Source organism: Sorangium sp. So ce281 (assembly GCF_051527395.1).
Lineage (GTDB): Bacteria > Myxococcota_A > Polyangia > Polyangiales > Polyangiaceae > Sorangium > Sorangium cellulosum_B.
The window spans coordinates 7,590,356-7,606,753 of record NZ_CP150322.1 but is presented as its reverse complement, the minus strand read 5'-3'; the positions used below and the strand labels follow the sequence as shown (position 1 = coordinate 7,606,753).

Sequence of the window (16,398 nt, the reverse complement as noted above, 5' to 3'; positions counted from 1 at the left end):
CAGCCCCTCGCTGGCGCTCCCGAAACGGCCAGCGCGCGCCGATGAGAACCTGGTGCGGCTCGGCGGCTTCGCGCGGTGCCAGGTGCGGGGCGCGGATCAGATTAACCTGGTCTTCCCGGAGGAGAGCCCGGCCCTGGCGGAGCGCGACCGGCTGGGCGAGGCGCTCCTGCCAGCAGGACGGTGGGGTTACGGCGGGTCCGCAGCGCTAGCGCGCCGCGTTCTCGATCCGGCGCGGCGTCAGACCGGCGCGCCGTTTGGCTCGGGCGGCGCCGGCTCGCCCGGCGCAGGCTCGGGCGGCGCCGGCTCGTCCGCCGCGGCGGCGCTGCCGCGGCGCTTCGGGCGGAGCCGCCGCAGGGCGCTGCGGAACGAGGTGGCGCTGAAGCGGCGCTTGACCTCGGGCATGTCCCAGCAGGCGTTGATGCCGGCGGCGCGCGCCTCGTTCCCGAGCAGCGTGGCATACGTCGCGATGGAGTTGCGGAGCACCATCGCCTCTTCCCGGTTGCGCAACCCGAGGATGCCGAGCAGGTCGCGGCCGCTCACCTCGTCGAGCAGCGCGCTGCCTTCGCGCAGGAAGTCCTCGGTGAGGCCGACGGGCGCAAGGCGGGCCTGGTGCTGCTGGGCGAGCCGGAGCAGCATGGCGAGATCGCTTGTCTCCTCGGTGAGCGTGCCGCTCGTGTTGACGTCGGCGAACTGCTCGGCGACGTCCGGCTCGAACGCGAACGCCTGGTCGGCGAACGCCTTGAGACGCGCGCGCCAGGGCCGGCTCGCCTTGATCACCTGGTCGATGGGCCGCACCTGATACGCGCCGGTGCGCTTGCCCTCGCCGAACCAGAGGTTCGCCGTGTCGAGGAGCTGGATGGCGCCGCGGAGCAGCGCGCGACGCTCGGGGCCATAGGCCTTGCTCGCGAGCTGCGCCTGGTGCTGGACGACGGCCAGATAGAGGTCCCGGAGCTCCGTGAGGGTGGTCGAGACGGGTTGGCTCGGCTCCATGACCTCGCGGACGATGCGGTCCATCTCGGGACGTGCGGTGTCGAGGAGGGCCTGGAACTCCGCGGGGGTCGCGACCGCGCGGGTCTCCTTCAGGACAGCGTGTTGTTCTTGTGAGAGTTCGATTCCCATAACCTACCTCCAGTGGGGGTGGCGAGCGGGCGAGCGTAACACCACGGTAGAGCTCGTCACGACCCGGACGGGCTCGGCCGCCCGGAGAGCACGATGTCGACGCCGGGGAAGCTGCGCCGGCGCGCCCGGGGCGCGTCCCAGCAGGCCGGGGCGCGAATCAAGCGGACCGTGGAGCGCGGCCAGCGGGCCAGGAGCGCGGCCAGCGCCGCCGAGACGGCCGGGAATCGTGCCAGCAGCTCCGAGGAGGCGTACCAGCAGCTCCGAGGAAGCGTACCGGCAGCTCCGAGGAAGCGTACCAGCAGATCCGGGGAGCCGTACCAGCAGCTCCGAGGAGGCGCACCAGCAGGTCCGAGGAAGCGTACCAGCAGGTCCGAGGAAGCGTACCAGCAGCTCCGAGGAGCCGTACCAGCAGGTCCGAGGAGGCGCACCAGCAGGTCCGGGGAGCCGTACCAGCGGGTGCTGGCACGCGTCCCGGGGTCGCTGGGGAGCCGCCGGCAGGTGTTGGCACGGTGCCGGGCCACGCGGCGCGAACAGGGTAGAGCGCGCTTCGCCTCCGGCTCGGAGGTGGGGAAGAGGACGCCCCCCACGGGCGGGGCGATTCCCACCCCCGAGCCTCCGGAGTGAGATTATGCGACGCCTGCTCTACAGCCCGATCCTCGCGCTTGTGCTGCTGCTGGGGGGCCCATCGCCTGCCGCGGCGGAGCCGCCGCTCCCGCGGCGCCCCCCCGCCAGGAGCCCTGCATGGCGTCGAGCGGATAGCGCGGCCGCGGAACAGCGGCCGTGGAGGTCGAGGTGCGCGTCGGCGAGATCGACGAGGCCATGGGCTCATGACAGCGAAATGTCGATCTCCGGGAACCCGACACAATCCATTTCGAGCCGCGAGAGCCGGCCAACTGCTTCAACTTTGGATAGCATCGTCGGGATCAAGTAGAGCGCGCCATACAGCGCCTGAAATGCATCGACGCCGGCTCCATGGGACTTGTGTCTGTCTCCCGCCCCAGCGACTTCAACGTCAGCTTCCCAGCACAGGGCTGCTGGCCTGTACTCGGGCGCCCAGAGTCGCACATGGATGTTTTCTTGGCTCCCGTTCGGTAGTGTCAGCGTGAGGGTGCGTTCAGCGATCGGGTCCGGCATGACCCCCCAGCTAGCGACGGTGCCGTGCGGCGTCCAGGTCAGGGGGAGCGACGCGTCCCCCCTGGCCCGAGCTCGGCGCGCTGTCGGCAAGGGAGCGAGGCGAGCTGGGCGGCGCCTTCTCCACGGCAGCGCGGGCGCGGAGGTCGAGGTGGGCGTCGGCGATCTCGGCGCGGGCACCGTTCACGTGGTCGGGCTCGCCCCCGAGGGCGGAGCGGCCGGCGTCGGCGGCACGGGCGCGCCGCGCGTGCCGTCATTTCCCTCATCGGCGAGCTCGCCGCCATCGAGGTGGACGCCGGCGCGCGGGGCCGCCGTCTATGTCCAACTGGCGATCCCATCGGCTTGATAGCGCGAAGCATGCTGTAGGCCAGCTGGAACACTACTTATTGTGGCCAGCGGTTCGCCCTTGGCCGGCCGCGTTCGCGCGTCAGCGCGCCGGAGTCATGGCTCAGTGAGTTTGATCTCTGGGAACCCGAGCCACTCCGCATCGAGCCACGAGAGCCGGCCATCTTCCTTGTAGTGGTCGAGCATCACCGGGATTAAAAAGAGCGCGCTGTACAGCGCCTGGAAAGCATCGATGCCGGTTCCGTGGGTCTTATGGTTGTGCCCCGCTCCAGCGACTTCCACATCCGCGACCCAGCTCCGAAGAGATGGACTGTACTCGGGTGCCCACACTCGAGTTCGGATGCTTTCTTGCGTCCCGCTCGGAAGTGTCAGCTCAATGGTACGTTCCGCGATCACGTCCGGCATACCCCACCAGCTAGCGCCCTCTTCAGCGATGTCAAGCGCCCTAGCTCAACAGGAGCTCAGGCGCTTGCTCTGCCCGTTCTGACGCGCCTGTTCGCAGATGCTCTTCATGAGGAACGGCGAGCGCTCTTCACAGTAAAGCTCCCATCGCGTCGAAAGCGCGAAGCATGCCGTAGGGCAACTGGAACGGCACTTCTTGTAGCCCGCGGCTCGTCCTTCGTTGCTCTCCGAATGGCAGTGGCCTGCCTGTGGACGTGTTAAATAGATATCTACCGCTGCGCCGCACATGAGAGTCCAGATGTTGACGCCGTCGTCTACCGCGTTGTAACACCTTTCTTCTGCTGTGATCGACTCTTCAGACTCCAGGGCCTCCTCGTTCAATGCGGTCTCTGATTCTGGTGTTGGGTCAACTGTGCATGAAGGGGCGGAGCAGAGAATGAAAGCTGTTGTGATGGCGGTGGTGATTGTTTGCATGCCGCGTCCATTGCGATCGGCGTGCCGGGCTCATGTGTGCTTCCCTGAGGCGTGTCGCATCTCTTCCGAACTAGAAACCAAAGATTTTAGGACATGAACAGGTCACGTCGGGAACCGTCCTCTTGGTTCTCACCGCGGCTCCCACCAGCCTCTTTCCACGTCGACCGCCCTTCCTCTTTCTGCTCCTCTGTGTGGGCGACGACGTGGGATGTCCGGGAGGGAGCTGTGGGCCGAGCTGGAGCAGCTCCGCGGCCGAGGCGTCGAGAGGTGCGTCGGCGAGCTCGGGTCCGTCGCTGGCGTCGAGGCGTGCGCCGGGTCCGTCACCGGCGGGCGGAGGTCGGCCCGCTCAGCGCTGGCGTCTGCGCGGCGTGCATGGCGCCCGTGCAGGTAAGGCGGCCGCGGCGTCGAGGTCACCTCGCGGTGAACAGCCCCGCCTCCGCCGCCTCCCCCACCGCGCCATCACCCCGAGCAGCGCCGCGCCCAGCGCCGCGCCCGCGCCGCGAGCGCCGGACGCGCTCCGCGGCTCGGCGCCCGCGGCCTCGCACGCGCAGCCTCCGCCCAGCTGGAGGATGAGCGGGGCCTGCTGCGGGCCTTCGCACAGGTCCACCGTGAGCGGCCGCGGCGCCGTCCGCGCGACCCCTTGCCCGAGCGGCGTGTCGAGGTTGCCCGTGTTCTGGTTGTCGTGATGGAGGCTCTCCCAGGCGATGAGCGCGCCCGTCGTCGCCTCGGTGTGCCAGGCGAAGAGCCAGCCGTCGCGCGTGCCCACGGCGATCTCCAGCGTGCCGTCGCCGTCGAGGTCGCCCACGGCGGGCGTCGTGGTGATCGACTGGCCGGTGAACTTCGGGAACCCGCGCGGCTCCCGGCCGCACCCGTCGAAGGCGTGAAGGAAGTAGCCGCTCGATCCGCTCAGCACCTCGGGGTAGCCGTCGCCGTTCAGATCGACGACCGCCTGGCTGCCCGAGATCGCGTAGTCCTCGAGCACGAACGGGGCGCGAGGCAGCATCGCGCCCGACCTGCCGCTCCAGATGGCGAGCAGGTGAGGCCCCGGCTGCGTCGCCCCCTGCGCGCCCGCGAGGGCGAGCGCGGCCGCGCTCGAGGCGCCCGCCGCGATGACGTCGGGGGTGCCGTCCTGATCGATGTCGCCGAGCGCAGGTTGCGACAGCAGCGGGATCATCGTCCGTGCGCCGGCGGCGGGCGAGAGGGGACCGAACGTCGGGTCGAGCCCGGCGGGCGAGCCGCCGCTCGCCCGCGGCAGCGCGCCCGCCGGCGTCGCCAGGAGCTCGCGCTGCTCGCCGGGTGAGGCCGGGAGGACGAGCGGCGGCGCGCCGTTGCCCTGGACGACGCCCGCCAGCGCGCCATCGAACCGCCCGACGACGCCCGAGGCCGTGATCCCCTCCGCGGCGAGCGGGTCGAACGAGAGCGACGGCACCGTGATGGGCCACCCCGCGAGCACGGGCCCGGAGGGCGCGGTCGTGCCTCGCCCATCGATCACGTAGACCGCCCCGGCCTCGCCGTCCTCGCCGAGCCGCTCGCTCGACGCGACCAGCAGATCCGGCAGCGCGTCGCCGTTGAAGTCGGCCACGGCGGGCGTCGCGAGGAGGCGGCTCCGCGCCGGCTCCTCGGCGAGCGGACCCGCGTAGTGCACCTCGACGGGAAAGCCGCGCAGCGCGTTGCCATCCCTGTCGAACGCGTGGACCGTGCCGTCGAACGCCGCCTGGATCACGTCGAGCCGCCCGTCGCCGTCGAGATCCGCGAGGACCGGCGAGGCGAAGGCCCCGCGCGCGATCCGCGCGGCCGCCGACATGCACGGCGCGCTCGCCGGTGCCCCGGGATCGAGGGGGCAGGAGGGGATCTCGGGGAGGCGTATCGGCCACCCCCGTCGGTCGCTGCCGTCCGCGCCGACGACGTAGATCGTGCCCGGCCAGGTGGAGATCGCGATCTCCTGCCTGCCGTCGCCGTCGAGGTCCGCGATGGCGGGCGCGCTCAGGATCGGCTCGCGGCCGAGCTCGCTGTTCACCTTGCTGTACGCGGGAGCGCCCAGGTAATCGGGCGTGGCCGGGGACGCCGGCTGATCGAGCAGGCCGTCGGTGGCGACGGTCATGAACGGGAACCCCGGCAGCGGCTGCGGCCCCTTGGGCGTCACCTTCAGCACGTGCAGCGCGCCGCCGGCCGTCGGGTAGACGAGCTCGCGGACGCCGTCGCCGTCGATGTCGGCCATCTTCGGGCTGCCTTCGCCGCTGTCGCCGACGTGGAAGGGGAAGCCCTGGACCAGCGTCGGATCGCTGCCGACGTGGATCGTGCGCCGCGCCTCGCTCTCCACGTTGCCGGTGGCGTAGTGGGCCCTCGCGCGGACGCGCACCGTGATCGCGCGATCGTCCTCGCCGTGGGGGCTGTCGGGGTCGCGGAGGTGAGACGTGTCGATCGTGCGCACGTCGAGGGAGGCGATCGGGCCCTCGGCGCCGGTGACGACCGTCGGCGCGACGTTCGTCTCCTTGTGGATCACCTTGAAATCCGCCGCGAGCGGCTGCGCGCCTGCCGCCCACTCGACCCAGTAGTCGTAGGCCATCGCCCGCTTCGCCGAGATGGTGCCCTCGATCGGCACCGGGCCCTGGACCTGATCCTTGTAGACGACCTCGAACCACCGCGGCGACGTGATGTCGACGGCGGGCGGCACGCGCCCCTCCAGGAGCGCCTTCACGGCGCGGTTCGCGTTGACGCGGCCGTGGCCGAACCGCTGCTCGAACCCCGCCTGCGAGAAGCGGTACAGCGACCCGGGCTCCTGCGACTCCGGCACGGCGATGTCGTCGGCGGTCGCGACGAGCAGGCCCTGCACCTCCCCCGGGGACAGGGACACGCCGCGGTCGAGGGCGACGGCGTAGAGCAGCCCCGCGACGCCGGCGAGCTCGGCGGTCGCGTCGCTGGCGCAGCCGGGGCTCGACACGGCGAGCACGTTGTTGCCGCCGAAGCTCGAGCACGGCGACGCGTCGATGAACGTGGTCGACGTCGCGACGCTCTGGCCGTCGTAGCGGACGGCGCTCACGGGCAGCGCGTGGTTGCTCGTCGCGGGCACGCTGTGGTGGCGCGAGCCCGCGTTGCCCATCGACGCGACGACGAGCGTCCCCTGGGCGTGGGCGTAGTCGAGCGCCGCCTGGACGAAGCCGGTGTTGTCGACCGCGGTCACCGGGCACTGCACGACGTTGGCCCGGCTGTCGGCCGCGTAGAGGAGCGCCTTCGCGAGGTCCTGCGCGTCGGCGACGTGGCTCTCGCCGACGCGCAGCGGGATGAACCTGCACTGCGGGCACACGCCCGCCCCGCCCAGCTGGTTGTTCGTCTGCGCGGCCGACGTCTTCGCGCCCTCGGTGCCGTGGCCGTTGCGGGCGTCGTCGAACGGATCGTTGTCGTTCTTGAAGAAGTCCCAGCCCGCGATGTCGTCGACGTAGCCGTTCTGATCGTCGTCGCTCCCGTCCGAGAAGTTGAGGATGAGGTCGCCGGCGTCGAGCTGGCCGTTCCCGTTCCGATCGCCCTGCGGCCGCCCCTCCGACGCCGCGGGCGTGAGCTCCGGCGTGTCCCTGTAGTCCGCGACGGAGAGGACCCCATCGCCGTTGCAGTCGAAGCCCGCGAGCGCGCCGTCGCCGCCGCACGCCGCGCCGTCCGCGTGCCGTGGCTTGTGGGCCGCGAGCTCGCCCTGGTTGAGCCACACCTTCTCCAGGAGATCCCCCTCTCCCCAGAAGATCCCGGAGTCGGCGACGGCGATCCTGACGCGCGGGTCCCCCTGGGTGAAGCGCCAGGCGAGATCGATCGCCATGCCGGCGGCGGACTCCTCCGGCCGGACGTACCCGCTCGGGGCCGGGATGAACGAATAGAAGCCCCACTGCCCGCTCTGCGTGACCGACGTGCCGTAGTCCGGGTCGTTCGGCCAGTGCTCGGGCTCGGCCATGTCCGCTGCGCTGGCCGACTCGGGCGGGGGCCAGCCGCCGGACGCGTCGGATGAAACGAGCGCGCCCGCCGCGGCGCCGCCGAGCGCCCCCAGAAGAGCAAGCGAGGGAAAGCAAGTGCAGCGCATGCCGAGACCCTACCATCGGTTCGCGCGCGCGAGGCAACCGCCGCCTCCAGCAGGAAACCGGCGCTTTCACCGCGCCCTGGCCCGGATCGCGGCGGCCTTCACGCCGCGCGCGACCCGACGCCGCCGCGGCGCTGCGGCGTTTACCGCGCGCAGGCCGCCGGCGTCGGGTGCTCGGCGCAGTACGCGCTGTCGTCCGGCGGGCCGATGCGCAGCACGAGGCTCTGCGACGCGAGGCGCGGCCGCGCGCCGCAGACGTCGGCCGTCTCGGCCTCCGACGGCGCGCACACGCCGGCCTCGTTGGGCACGGTCCAGGCCTGACCGGTGCCGTAGATGAGGCTGAGCGCGTAGCTCCCCTCGGGCAGGCAGCCGAACGCCACCTCGATCGTGCGCCCGAACTGCCGGCTCAGCGCCTCCTCGACCCGGGCCATGTTCCGCTCCGCGATGATGTCGTTGCCTTCCTTGTCGGTCCTGTGGCTGAGCACGAGCACGCCCCCCCGCTCCGGCTCGGTCGGGTGCATGCACAGCGCGGCGGGCCGGACGCCGATGAGCGCGCTCTCTCGCGGCTCGTTCAGCGGCTCCGGGCCGAGCGTGGCCGTGGTCGCGAGATCGTCGTAGATCGTGAGCCCCTGGAGGAGCACCGCGGGCGCGGCCTGGCTGGTCAGCGGCTCCTTGTCGTCCTGCTTCGCGAACACCGAGATCGGGAAGAGCGCCGGGATCAGGGCCGAGTCGGGGACATGATCGTCGCCGTCGATCGCCCCGTCGCCGTTCACGTCCTGCCGCGCGTAGGTGAGGGTCGGCGCGGGCTCGCCGCCCACCGGCAGCGAGAGCGGGGGCTTCGCCGCGCGCGCGACCTCGCTGTCCGGCACCCCCGCGGCGAGCCGCAGGCGCAGCAGCGACGCCTCGGTGCCGGCGGGATCGGCCGGGCTGAACGTCTCCAGCTGGAAATCGGAGGCCATGACCACCTCGCTCGGGCTCTGCGTGACGCCGGACGCCGGCGCGAGCACCTCGGCGACGTGGAAGAGCGGCCGCTCCAGCGGGAGCGGGAGGCCGAGGGTGACGGCGATGCCGCTGACGCGCGTGCCCGTCTCGGGGATGGGGGCGGCGATCGTGATCGCGCGGTACCGCGGCGCGGCGCCCGCGAGCACCTCGGTCGCGTTCTCGATCGCGCCGCCGACCACGTCGCCCCGGGTCGGCAGGTTGGCGATGCTGAAGGTGGGATCAAAATTGCCGTCGTGGTCGTAAAATCCGCGGACCTGGTAGGTGCCCGCGGCCAGGGGCGAGAGCCTCCAGGGGACGCTCACGGTGACGTGCGGCGCGTCCGGCTCGGGGCAGTGGAGCGCGCCGTCCTCGGAGCGATCGAGCGCGGCGCCCAGGCCTCCGAAGAGCTCGTCGCCGGGGATCACGTCGATGCTCGCGGCCGAGGTGCCGAGCCCCTCGGGCGGCGGCAGCAGGCGCGTGTCGAAGCCGAGCACGATCGCGGCGCCGACGACGTGGCCGTCCTTCGTGCAGGGCCTGGGTCCGGCGTACGTCACCGTGCCGTCGAGCACCCCGGCGGGGCCGCTCTGGTCCGGCAGCGGGACGAAGACCTCCACGTCGTCGCAGCCCGTGAGGGCCGCGAGGAGCGCGCCGAGCAGGAGGGGACCGGTGCGGGGGCTGGGTCGGAGCATGGCCTTGCCTAGAGCGAGTAGCTGAAGAATCCCATGAAGCGCCGGCCGATGCGGTTGCCGAACGGGTGCATCTGCAGCGCGTTGTCGCCGAGCCCGTCGAGCGCGTTGAACACGGTCGCGGAGATCTCGGCGCGGTCCAGGAAGCGGTAGCCGACGCGCGCGTTGAGCAGCGTGTACGCGGGCAGCTCGTACTGCTTCGTGGCGATGACCGTCCCCGTCGGGACCTGCTCGGCCCACACCTGCGAGGACTGGTAGTGAAGCGTGACCTCGCCGTCGACGCCGATCGGCGTGCGGACCTGGACCCCTGCGTTCACCTTGTGCCGGCTGGTTCGGGCGTCCTCGAGCGCGTCGCGCCCGTCCGGACGCTGGTGCATCGAGCGGTTGAGCGCGTAGTTGGCGAAGATGTCGAGCCCCTCGGTGGGGTAGACGCGGCCGCCGAGCTCGCCGCCGAAGACGTGGTAGACGTCGCTCTGGTTCTCGAAGCCGCCGAAGCCGGAGGTGTATCTCCCCGTCTCCGGGTTCAGCCCCCCGGACCCGCGGGCGCGCTGCGAGAGGGTCGTGCGCTGCGGCTCGGCGAGCGCGATGAGATCGCTCACGCGGTTGTAGTACGCGGTGATCTCGAACTCGAAGTAATCGCTCTGCTGGTTCAGGTAGCTCGCCTCGGCGGTGATGATCTGCTCGGGGTCGATGGGGCGCTCGGAGCTGTCCGGCGTCCTCGAGGTCGAGAGGAGCTCGAGGCCGGGCAGCGCGAGCTGGATGGGCAGGTCGACGTAGGCCTCGAGCGACGTGGGCGAGCGGAACGCCGTCGAGCCGGAGAGGCGGATCGCCTGGCGCTCGGTCGGCTTGACGATGACGGAGCCGCGCGGCGACGGGATGAGCCGCTCCAGGTAGGGCACGTAGTCGAGCCTCCCGGACGCGACCAGCGTGACGCGCTCGCCGAGCTTCATCGAGTCCTGGAGGAACACCGAGCCCTGGTGCTCGAGCGGCATGTCGTCCGCGAGGTAGCTCCACGAGGTCGCCTTGAGCCGGTAGCCGAGGCCGATGTGGAAGTCGTGCACGACGGGGCTGGGCGCGCGGAGCGTCTTCACGAACTCGAGCTCGGCGTTCACGACGTGCTGCTGCGGCCGCCCTTCGAACAGGGTGTGCCCGAGGTAGGCGGCGTTGAGCAGCGAGTGCCCGTCGAGGTTCGAGTAGTACGTCCGCGCGTTGACGTTCTCGCTGCGGTACGCGACCGCGACGTCGGCGTTGGCGACCTCCAGGTTGTAGTCGTTGAAGGGGCCGATGCCGTAGATGTCGAGCTCGCTCCGGGAGTAGCCGGCGCCCACCGTGAGCTCGCGCTGCGGCCCGAGCCGCTGCGAGGTCCGGAGGTCGATGCGGACGTTCTGCGCGCCGAGATCCTGGCTCTGGCCGCTCGTCTCGAGGTCGATGCGGTCGTCCGCGACCTCGCGCGACCACCGGGGGTAGCGGGTGTAGCCCGCGGAGAGGCGGTACGCGAAATCGCCCTCGCGCGCGGAGGCCCACACCGAGGCGTAGCCCTGCCGGTGATCGCCGTAGCCCGCGCGGAAGCCGCTCTTCCCGACGCCGGGCTCGATCGTGATGATGTTGACGATGCCGGCGAAGGCGTCGGCGCCGTAGAGCGCGGAGCCCGGGCCGCGCACCACCTCGATGCGCTCGATCTGATCCACGTCGATCGAGAGCGCCTCCCAGAAGGTCGAGCCGAGCACGTCGTTCTTGACCGTGCGCCCGTTCACGAGGACGAGGAGCTTGTTGGCGAGGCGGCTGTTGAAGCCGCGCATCGACACGTTCTCGTCGCCGCCCGTGATTTGCATGACGTCCATGCCGGCGACGCGCCGGAGCAGCTCGGGGATGCGCGTGATCCCGGAGAGCCGGATGTCCTGCCGGGTCACGATGGTCGTCGAGTTCGGGGAGTCGAGCGGGCTCTGGGCGCCGCGCGAGGCGGTGACGACCGTCTCCTGGTAGACGTCCTCGGTCCGGGCCGCGCCGACGATCCTCGCGGCGTCGCCGGGGGCCGCCTTCGAGCCCGGCCCCGGCGCCTTCGTCGCGGCCGTCGCGGGCGCGCCCTGCGCGGCGGGCTCCCCGGCGGGGGGCGGCGGGGCGGGCGCCTCGCCCGGGGCGGGCTGCTGCGGCGCGGGCTGCTGCGGCGCGGGCGCCGGCGGCTGCTTCGGCTCGGGGATCGCCGCGGCGCGCTGCGCGGCGAGGCGCTGCTCCAGCTGCTCCACGATCCGCGTCACCTGCTCACGGTCCGCGGGATCGCTCGCGATGTACGCGCGGTAGGCGGCGAGCGCCTGCTCGATGTGGCCGGCCTCGGCGTGCGCGCGCGCGATGTTGAAGGTGACGTTCGGGTGCGGGAGGATCTCGTTGGCCTTCTGGAGCTGCCGGATGCCCTCGTCGAACTGCTTCTGGGCGATGAGATCCATGCCTGCCCGGAAGTGCAGGCGCGCCTCGGTGCGGGCGTCGGCGAGCGCGCCGCGCGCGGCGGTCATCGCGCCGAAGGCGACGGCGCAGGCGACGAGCTTCCGCCGGAGCGCCGTCGCGCTGCGCGGCCGCGCTGCGCGGGCGTCGTCGGTCGGGTCGAGCGCCGGGACATCGTCGCGGCGGCGGTGCGAGCAGGAATCGGAAGACGACATGAGTTCGCCCTGTCCTCAGGCGGGGCCGGGGAGCGACGGCGATCCCGGCGAGAGCTCGGGAGCGCTGACGGCGCTGCTCCCCACATCACACCGAACACTTCATCGACGGGTCCACGTGAGGAGCGTCCGGTGAGCCCCTCGCGCGAACGCGAAGCCTTTGCGGCCACGGTAAGAGGTCGCAGCCGCGAAAGCGCGGCGACTCTACCAGAAGAGCGGCCGCGGCGCGTCCGCGCCCTCGTCAGTAGGGGTTGCTCTTGTACGGCTCGGGCTTCTGGAGGTTCGCCCTGGGTTTGCTCGGGGTCGCCGGCGCCGGGATCGCGGCCGGGTCGAGCTTCGCGCGCACCTTCTCCTCGGCGCCGGAGACGCGCACCGTGGCGGGCTTGTAGCCCGGCTTCTCGAACACGAGCTCGTGCTCCAGCGCGAGCGCGGCCGCGGCCCCGCGCCAGACGATCTCGCACGGCGTCTCGGCGCAGAGCTCCTTGTTGCCTTCCCTGACGGCCGCGCCGGGCGGCGTGCTCTCGATGTGCAGCCCGCGCGCCGCGGGCGCCGGCGCTGCCGGGGCCGTCGCTGCGGGCGGAGGAGGGCTCACCGCGCCCTGCTCGCGCGCCGCCGCGCTCGTGTGGGCGACCGGCACGCGCGCCAGCAGGGCGGCGGCGACGCCGACCCCGGCCGCGAGGACCGCGGTGAGCGCCCAGGGGATGACCTGTCGACCTGGGCTCGCGCCGGTCTGGATGGCGGAGAGCCCCTCCGCGGGCGGCGCTGGGCGCGACCCCATCGCGTCGGTGATCGACGGGGGGACGAAGACGGGCGCCGCCGGCGGCTTGAGGGCGCTGTCCGTGGCGAGGGGGCCTGTATAGGTGGCGGGTGAGCTCGCGGGGGGCGACGAGTACGGCGTGGAGAGGCCCGGAAAATCGCTCGTCGTCGAGAGCGGAGCGGCCGACGGATACGGCGTGGCCGGCGGACGCGAAGGCGCCGACGGGTACGGCGTGGCCGGCGGACGCGAAGGCGCCGACGGGTACGGCGTGGCCGGCGGACGCGAAGGCGCCGACGGGTACGGCGTGGCCGACGGGTACGAGGGCAGCGACGCCCGGTAGCCCGTCGTGCCGGACAGCATGGGCGGGTTCTCGCCCGTGTCTCGCGTGGAGATGCCGCCTGCGGTGAACTTGAGCGCGGCGACGAGCTCGTTCATCGAGCAGAAGCGATGCGCCGGGTCCTTCTCCAGGCAGCGATAGACGATCCCCTCCATCGTCTGCGAGATGGAGAGCTGCGGGTTGTGGGCCTGCATCGGCGGGATCTGGTCGTGGACGTGCGACATGAGCGTCCCGACGCCCGCGCCCTTGTCGAAGGGCACCTGGCCCGACAGCATCTCGTACATCATCACGCCGAGCGCGTAGATATCGGTGCGCGCCGAGACCTCGCTGCCGGTGATCTGCTCGGGCGCCATGTACTTGGGCGAGCCCATGAACAGGCCTTGCTGGGTCAGGTCCTCGCCGCTCTCGGTGTCCTTGACGAGCCCGAAATCGAGCACCTTCACGTGGTCGTGCTCGTCCTCGTGATCGACGAGCAGCACGTTGCCCGGCTTGAGGTCGCGGTGCACGACGCCGAGCCCGTGCGCCTCGCGGAGCGACCGGCAGATCTGGCGCGCGATGTGGGCCGCGCGCGCCTCGGAGAACGGCCCTTCCTCGCGGAGCACGCGGTGCAGGGTCTTCCCCTCGATGCACTCCATCGCGATGTAGTAGATATCGTCGTCGCTCTGGCCGTAGTCGAACACGGTGACCGTGTTCGGGTGCGTGAGCTTCGCCGCGATCGACGCTTCGAGGAAGAAGCGCCTGTGGAACTCGGGATCGTGGTCGCCCTCGTACTTGGGGCTCAGCACCTTGAGCGCGCAGATGCGGCCGAGCGGCGCCTGCTCGGCCCTGTACACCTTCCCCATGCCGCCGCGGGCGATGACGCTGACGATCTTGAAGCGGCCGTCGATGACACGCCCCAGCAGCGGGTCTGTCGCGGCAGCCCTCGAGACCTTCGAGCTGCCGGTTACCTCTCGCTGTCGGCTATCAGGCATGTCGCGCCTCTCCTCGGGCAGCGGGAGGAGGTGAAGATTGGACACACAGCAGCCGCCTCGGGAGCAGTGTGACTGAGGCGACTCTGAGGTGTCAATCTGCAGTGCCACGATACAAGCAGGGAATGCGTGGAGTGTGGTGCGCTGCCGTCCGTGCAGTCGTTGAGGCGTGGCGGGCCGCGCGAGGCTGAACGTCGGTGGCACGGGCGCGTCGCTGTGGGGTGAAGAACGTCGACGGATCGCGCGCAGGAGCGGGACGTTTGCACGGCCTGCGCATCGCCTCGGTCTGCGCGGATCGCGCGCGGATCGCGCGCGGATCGCTCCGTCGCCGAGCGCTGCGCGGCGCGCGCGCGACCGCCGTCGCCGCTCCCGTTCACGCCCGCGGACGGCGTCCGTCGGACGATTTCCTTCGCGTCCTCTGCGCCGCCTGCATCGTCCCGGACGAACATCGGTCCGCTGGGCCGTCCCCAGGCCATCGCGGAGGGGTCAACCTTCTCGCCCGTCCGGTAGATGGGACGCGGCTTCGACGGCTCGCTGGCCCGGCGCACGTCACGCGCGCGGCGGTCGCGCCGGGCTGGTCGAGCCGCGTAAACAAATCAGCCGTCATCGTCAAGAGATCCCGGCGGCCGGGACGTTCGGAGGGGCGATCTCGGCCCAAATCAGCGGGGAGACGGCCGCCGCGGCGCTGGGTTTGGCCTCTCCCTCCGAACGACCGTTGCGCTCGACGTTCAGATGGACGACGCTGTGCGCCGCAGCCGGTGTCGGGCACGCTCCGGTTCGCGCTCCTTTTATCCACCGCGGGCCGTGACCAAGACACCCCCTCCTCCCATCACTGCCGGAACGGTCATCAATGACCGTTACGACATCCGTCAGAGCCTCGGTAAGGGCGGCATGGGCGAGGTCTTCCTGGCCTTCGATCGCTCGACGCAGCAGACCGTGGCTCTCAAGGTGGTCCGCGAAGAGTCGCGCATGCCAGGCGACGACGAGGCGCTTCGCCAGGAGCTCCTCCTCGCGCGCTCCGTGGGCCACCCGAACGTCTGCCGCGTGCACGACCTCGCGCCGAGCCCGTGGGGCCCCATCCTCGTGATGGAGCAGATCCCCGGGCAGACGCTCCACACGCACATCCGCAAGCGCAAGGCCCAGGGCGGCTACTCGGCGGACGAGTTCCGCAAGATCGCGAGCGAGGTCTGCAACGGGCTCGCGGCCATCCACGCGCAGGGCCTCGTGCACGGCGATCTGAAGCCGGGCAACGTGATGGTCTCCGAGGGCCGCGCGGTGATCCTCGACTTCGGCTTCGCCCAGGAGCGCGCGCGCGCCTCGGCGCGCCGCCCTGGCGCCCCGCCCGACGGCGGCACGCCGAACTACATGTCTCCCGAGCGGCTGCGCAACGGCGGCGCGAGCCCCGAGGACGACGTGTACGCCATGGCGTTGACCCTCTGGGAGATGTGGACCTGCCGCGTCCCGGAGCCCGGCTACAAGCCGCGGCTCAAGACGATGAAGCAGCAGATCATGTTCGACGTGCCGGCGGGCCTGTCGATCGACGAGGTGCGGCAGATCTTCCGCGGCCTCAACGAGGACCCGTCGATGCGGCCGCAGGCGCGGCACATGCGCTTCTTCAACCCGTCGCAGCTCACGACGAGCCCGATCCAGCTGCCGCGCGAGCGCCTCGATCCGGGCCCGCCGCCGGGCGGCGCGCTCAAGCTGAACTTCACCCCCGGGGCGCAGTCGCTGCTCGTGACGTACGCGACGAACGCGCCCGAGATCGTGGGCTCCCTGCTGCCGCTGCACGACACGAAGCTCGCGCTCGGCCGCCGCAGCGATCAGAGCCTGTGCGTGCCCGAGGCGACCGTCTCGGGGGCGCACGCGATCCTGAAGTGGCAGACGGGGTCGTGGTTCATCGAGGACCAGGGCAGCACGAACGGCAGCTACGCGGACTTCAACTACGAGCGCAAGTCGCAGGTCTCGCTGCTGCACGGCGGCGAGGTGCAGGTCGGCGAGTGCCGGATGAAGCTCGTGACGTTCGGCCCGGACTCGCCGCAGCACCGGCGCGCGAAGCAGTACCTCGCGAAGCGCGACGGCCTCACCGGCCTGCTCGTGCGCGAGCACCTGATGAAGGCGATCGACGAGGACGGCCTGTTCGCCGACTGGGCCGAGGTGCCGATGCAGGTCGCGCGGTACGAGCTGCGCGGGCCGAACCGCCAGGTCAGCGAGCGCCCGACCATCCTGGAGATGCTCGCCCTGCGGAAGGCGGCGCAGCGGGTGATCGATCTGACCGAGATGCTCCTGCTCAGCCTCACGCCGGCCGTCGCGGGCCGGACGGGGCCGCTCAAGTTCGTGGTCTCGATCGTGGGTCCGAGCATCGACGAGGCCCGTCACGTGGTCGAGCAGGTGGTCGCGCAGGTTCAGGGGATGCTCCCGGAGACGCTCGAGCTCGGCGCGACGCTGGTGAAGGGCGAGCCTGGGCGCCCTGCGCGGACGCTCATCGATTGA

Annotated in this window: 9 protein-coding genes; 2 read left to right on the top strand and 7 right to left on the bottom strand. The window is 71.5% G+C overall.

What is annotated here, in order from left to right; translation table 11 throughout:
• Positions 1-237: 237 nt before the first annotated feature.
• On the bottom strand, positions 238-1,119 hold the full coding sequence (locus WMF27_RS28795; protein ID WP_437943163.1) for a hypothetical protein: 882 nt from the start codon (positions 1,117-1,119) through the stop codon (positions 238-240).
• Positions 1,120-1,944: 825 nt separating this feature from the next.
• The gene (locus WMF27_RS28790) at positions 1,945-2,253 is read right to left on the bottom strand and encodes a DUF6968 family protein (protein WP_437943162.1); all 309 of its coding nucleotides are present in this window, start codon (positions 2,251-2,253) and stop codon (positions 1,945-1,947) included.
• Between WMF27_RS28790 and WMF27_RS28785 the strand changes: the two genes are divergently transcribed.
• Positions 2,252-2,596: a hypothetical protein gene (locus tag WMF27_RS28785; RefSeq protein ID WP_437943161.1), complete on the top strand. Its 345-nt coding sequence runs from the start codon at positions 2,252-2,254 to the stop codon at positions 2,594-2,596. The genes WMF27_RS28790 and WMF27_RS28785 overlap by 2 nt on opposite strands.
• 95 nt (positions 2,597-2,691) lie before the next feature.
• Here the strand turns inward: WMF27_RS28785 and WMF27_RS28780 are convergent, their stop codons facing one another.
• The 5 genes from WMF27_RS28780 to WMF27_RS28760 all read right to left on the bottom strand — a co-directional run bounded on the left by WMF27_RS28780 (position 2,692) and on the right by WMF27_RS28760 (position 13,911).
• Positions 2,692-3,000, bottom strand: a complete 309-nt coding sequence (locus tag WMF27_RS28780) for a DUF6968 family protein (RefSeq protein ID WP_437765670.1) — start codon at positions 2,998-3,000, stop codon at positions 2,692-2,694.
• Between the two features lie 817 nt (positions 3,001-3,817).
• Positions 3,818-7,534 (bottom strand): FG-GAP-like repeat-containing protein, encoded by a 3,717-nt coding sequence (locus WMF27_RS28775; RefSeq protein ID WP_437943160.1) that lies wholly within the window; start codon positions 7,532-7,534, stop codon positions 3,818-3,820.
• Between the two features lie 140 nt (positions 7,535-7,674).
• On the bottom strand, positions 7,675-9,201 hold the full coding sequence (locus tag WMF27_RS28770; protein ID WP_437765672.1) for a hypothetical protein: 1,527 nt from the start codon (positions 9,199-9,201) through the stop codon (positions 7,675-7,677).
• A gap of 8 nt (positions 9,202-9,209) precedes the next feature.
• Complete coding sequence (locus WMF27_RS28765; RefSeq protein WP_437765673.1) at positions 9,210-11,849, bottom strand: TonB-dependent receptor domain-containing protein; 2,640 nt, start codon at positions 11,847-11,849, stop codon at positions 9,210-9,212.
• 238 nt (positions 11,850-12,087) lie between these two features.
• A complete protein-coding gene (locus WMF27_RS28760) occupies positions 12,088-13,911 on the bottom strand; it encodes a protein kinase domain-containing protein (RefSeq protein WP_437765674.1) in 1,824 nt (607 codons plus the stop codon).
• 801 nt (positions 13,912-14,712) lie between these two features.
• Between WMF27_RS28760 and WMF27_RS28755 the strand changes: the two genes are divergently transcribed.
• Positions 14,713-16,398 carry a protein kinase domain-containing protein gene (locus WMF27_RS28755; RefSeq protein ID WP_437542728.1) on the top strand — a complete coding sequence of 562 codons (1,686 nt, stop codon included), beginning with the start codon at positions 14,713-14,715 and terminating at the stop codon, positions 16,396-16,398.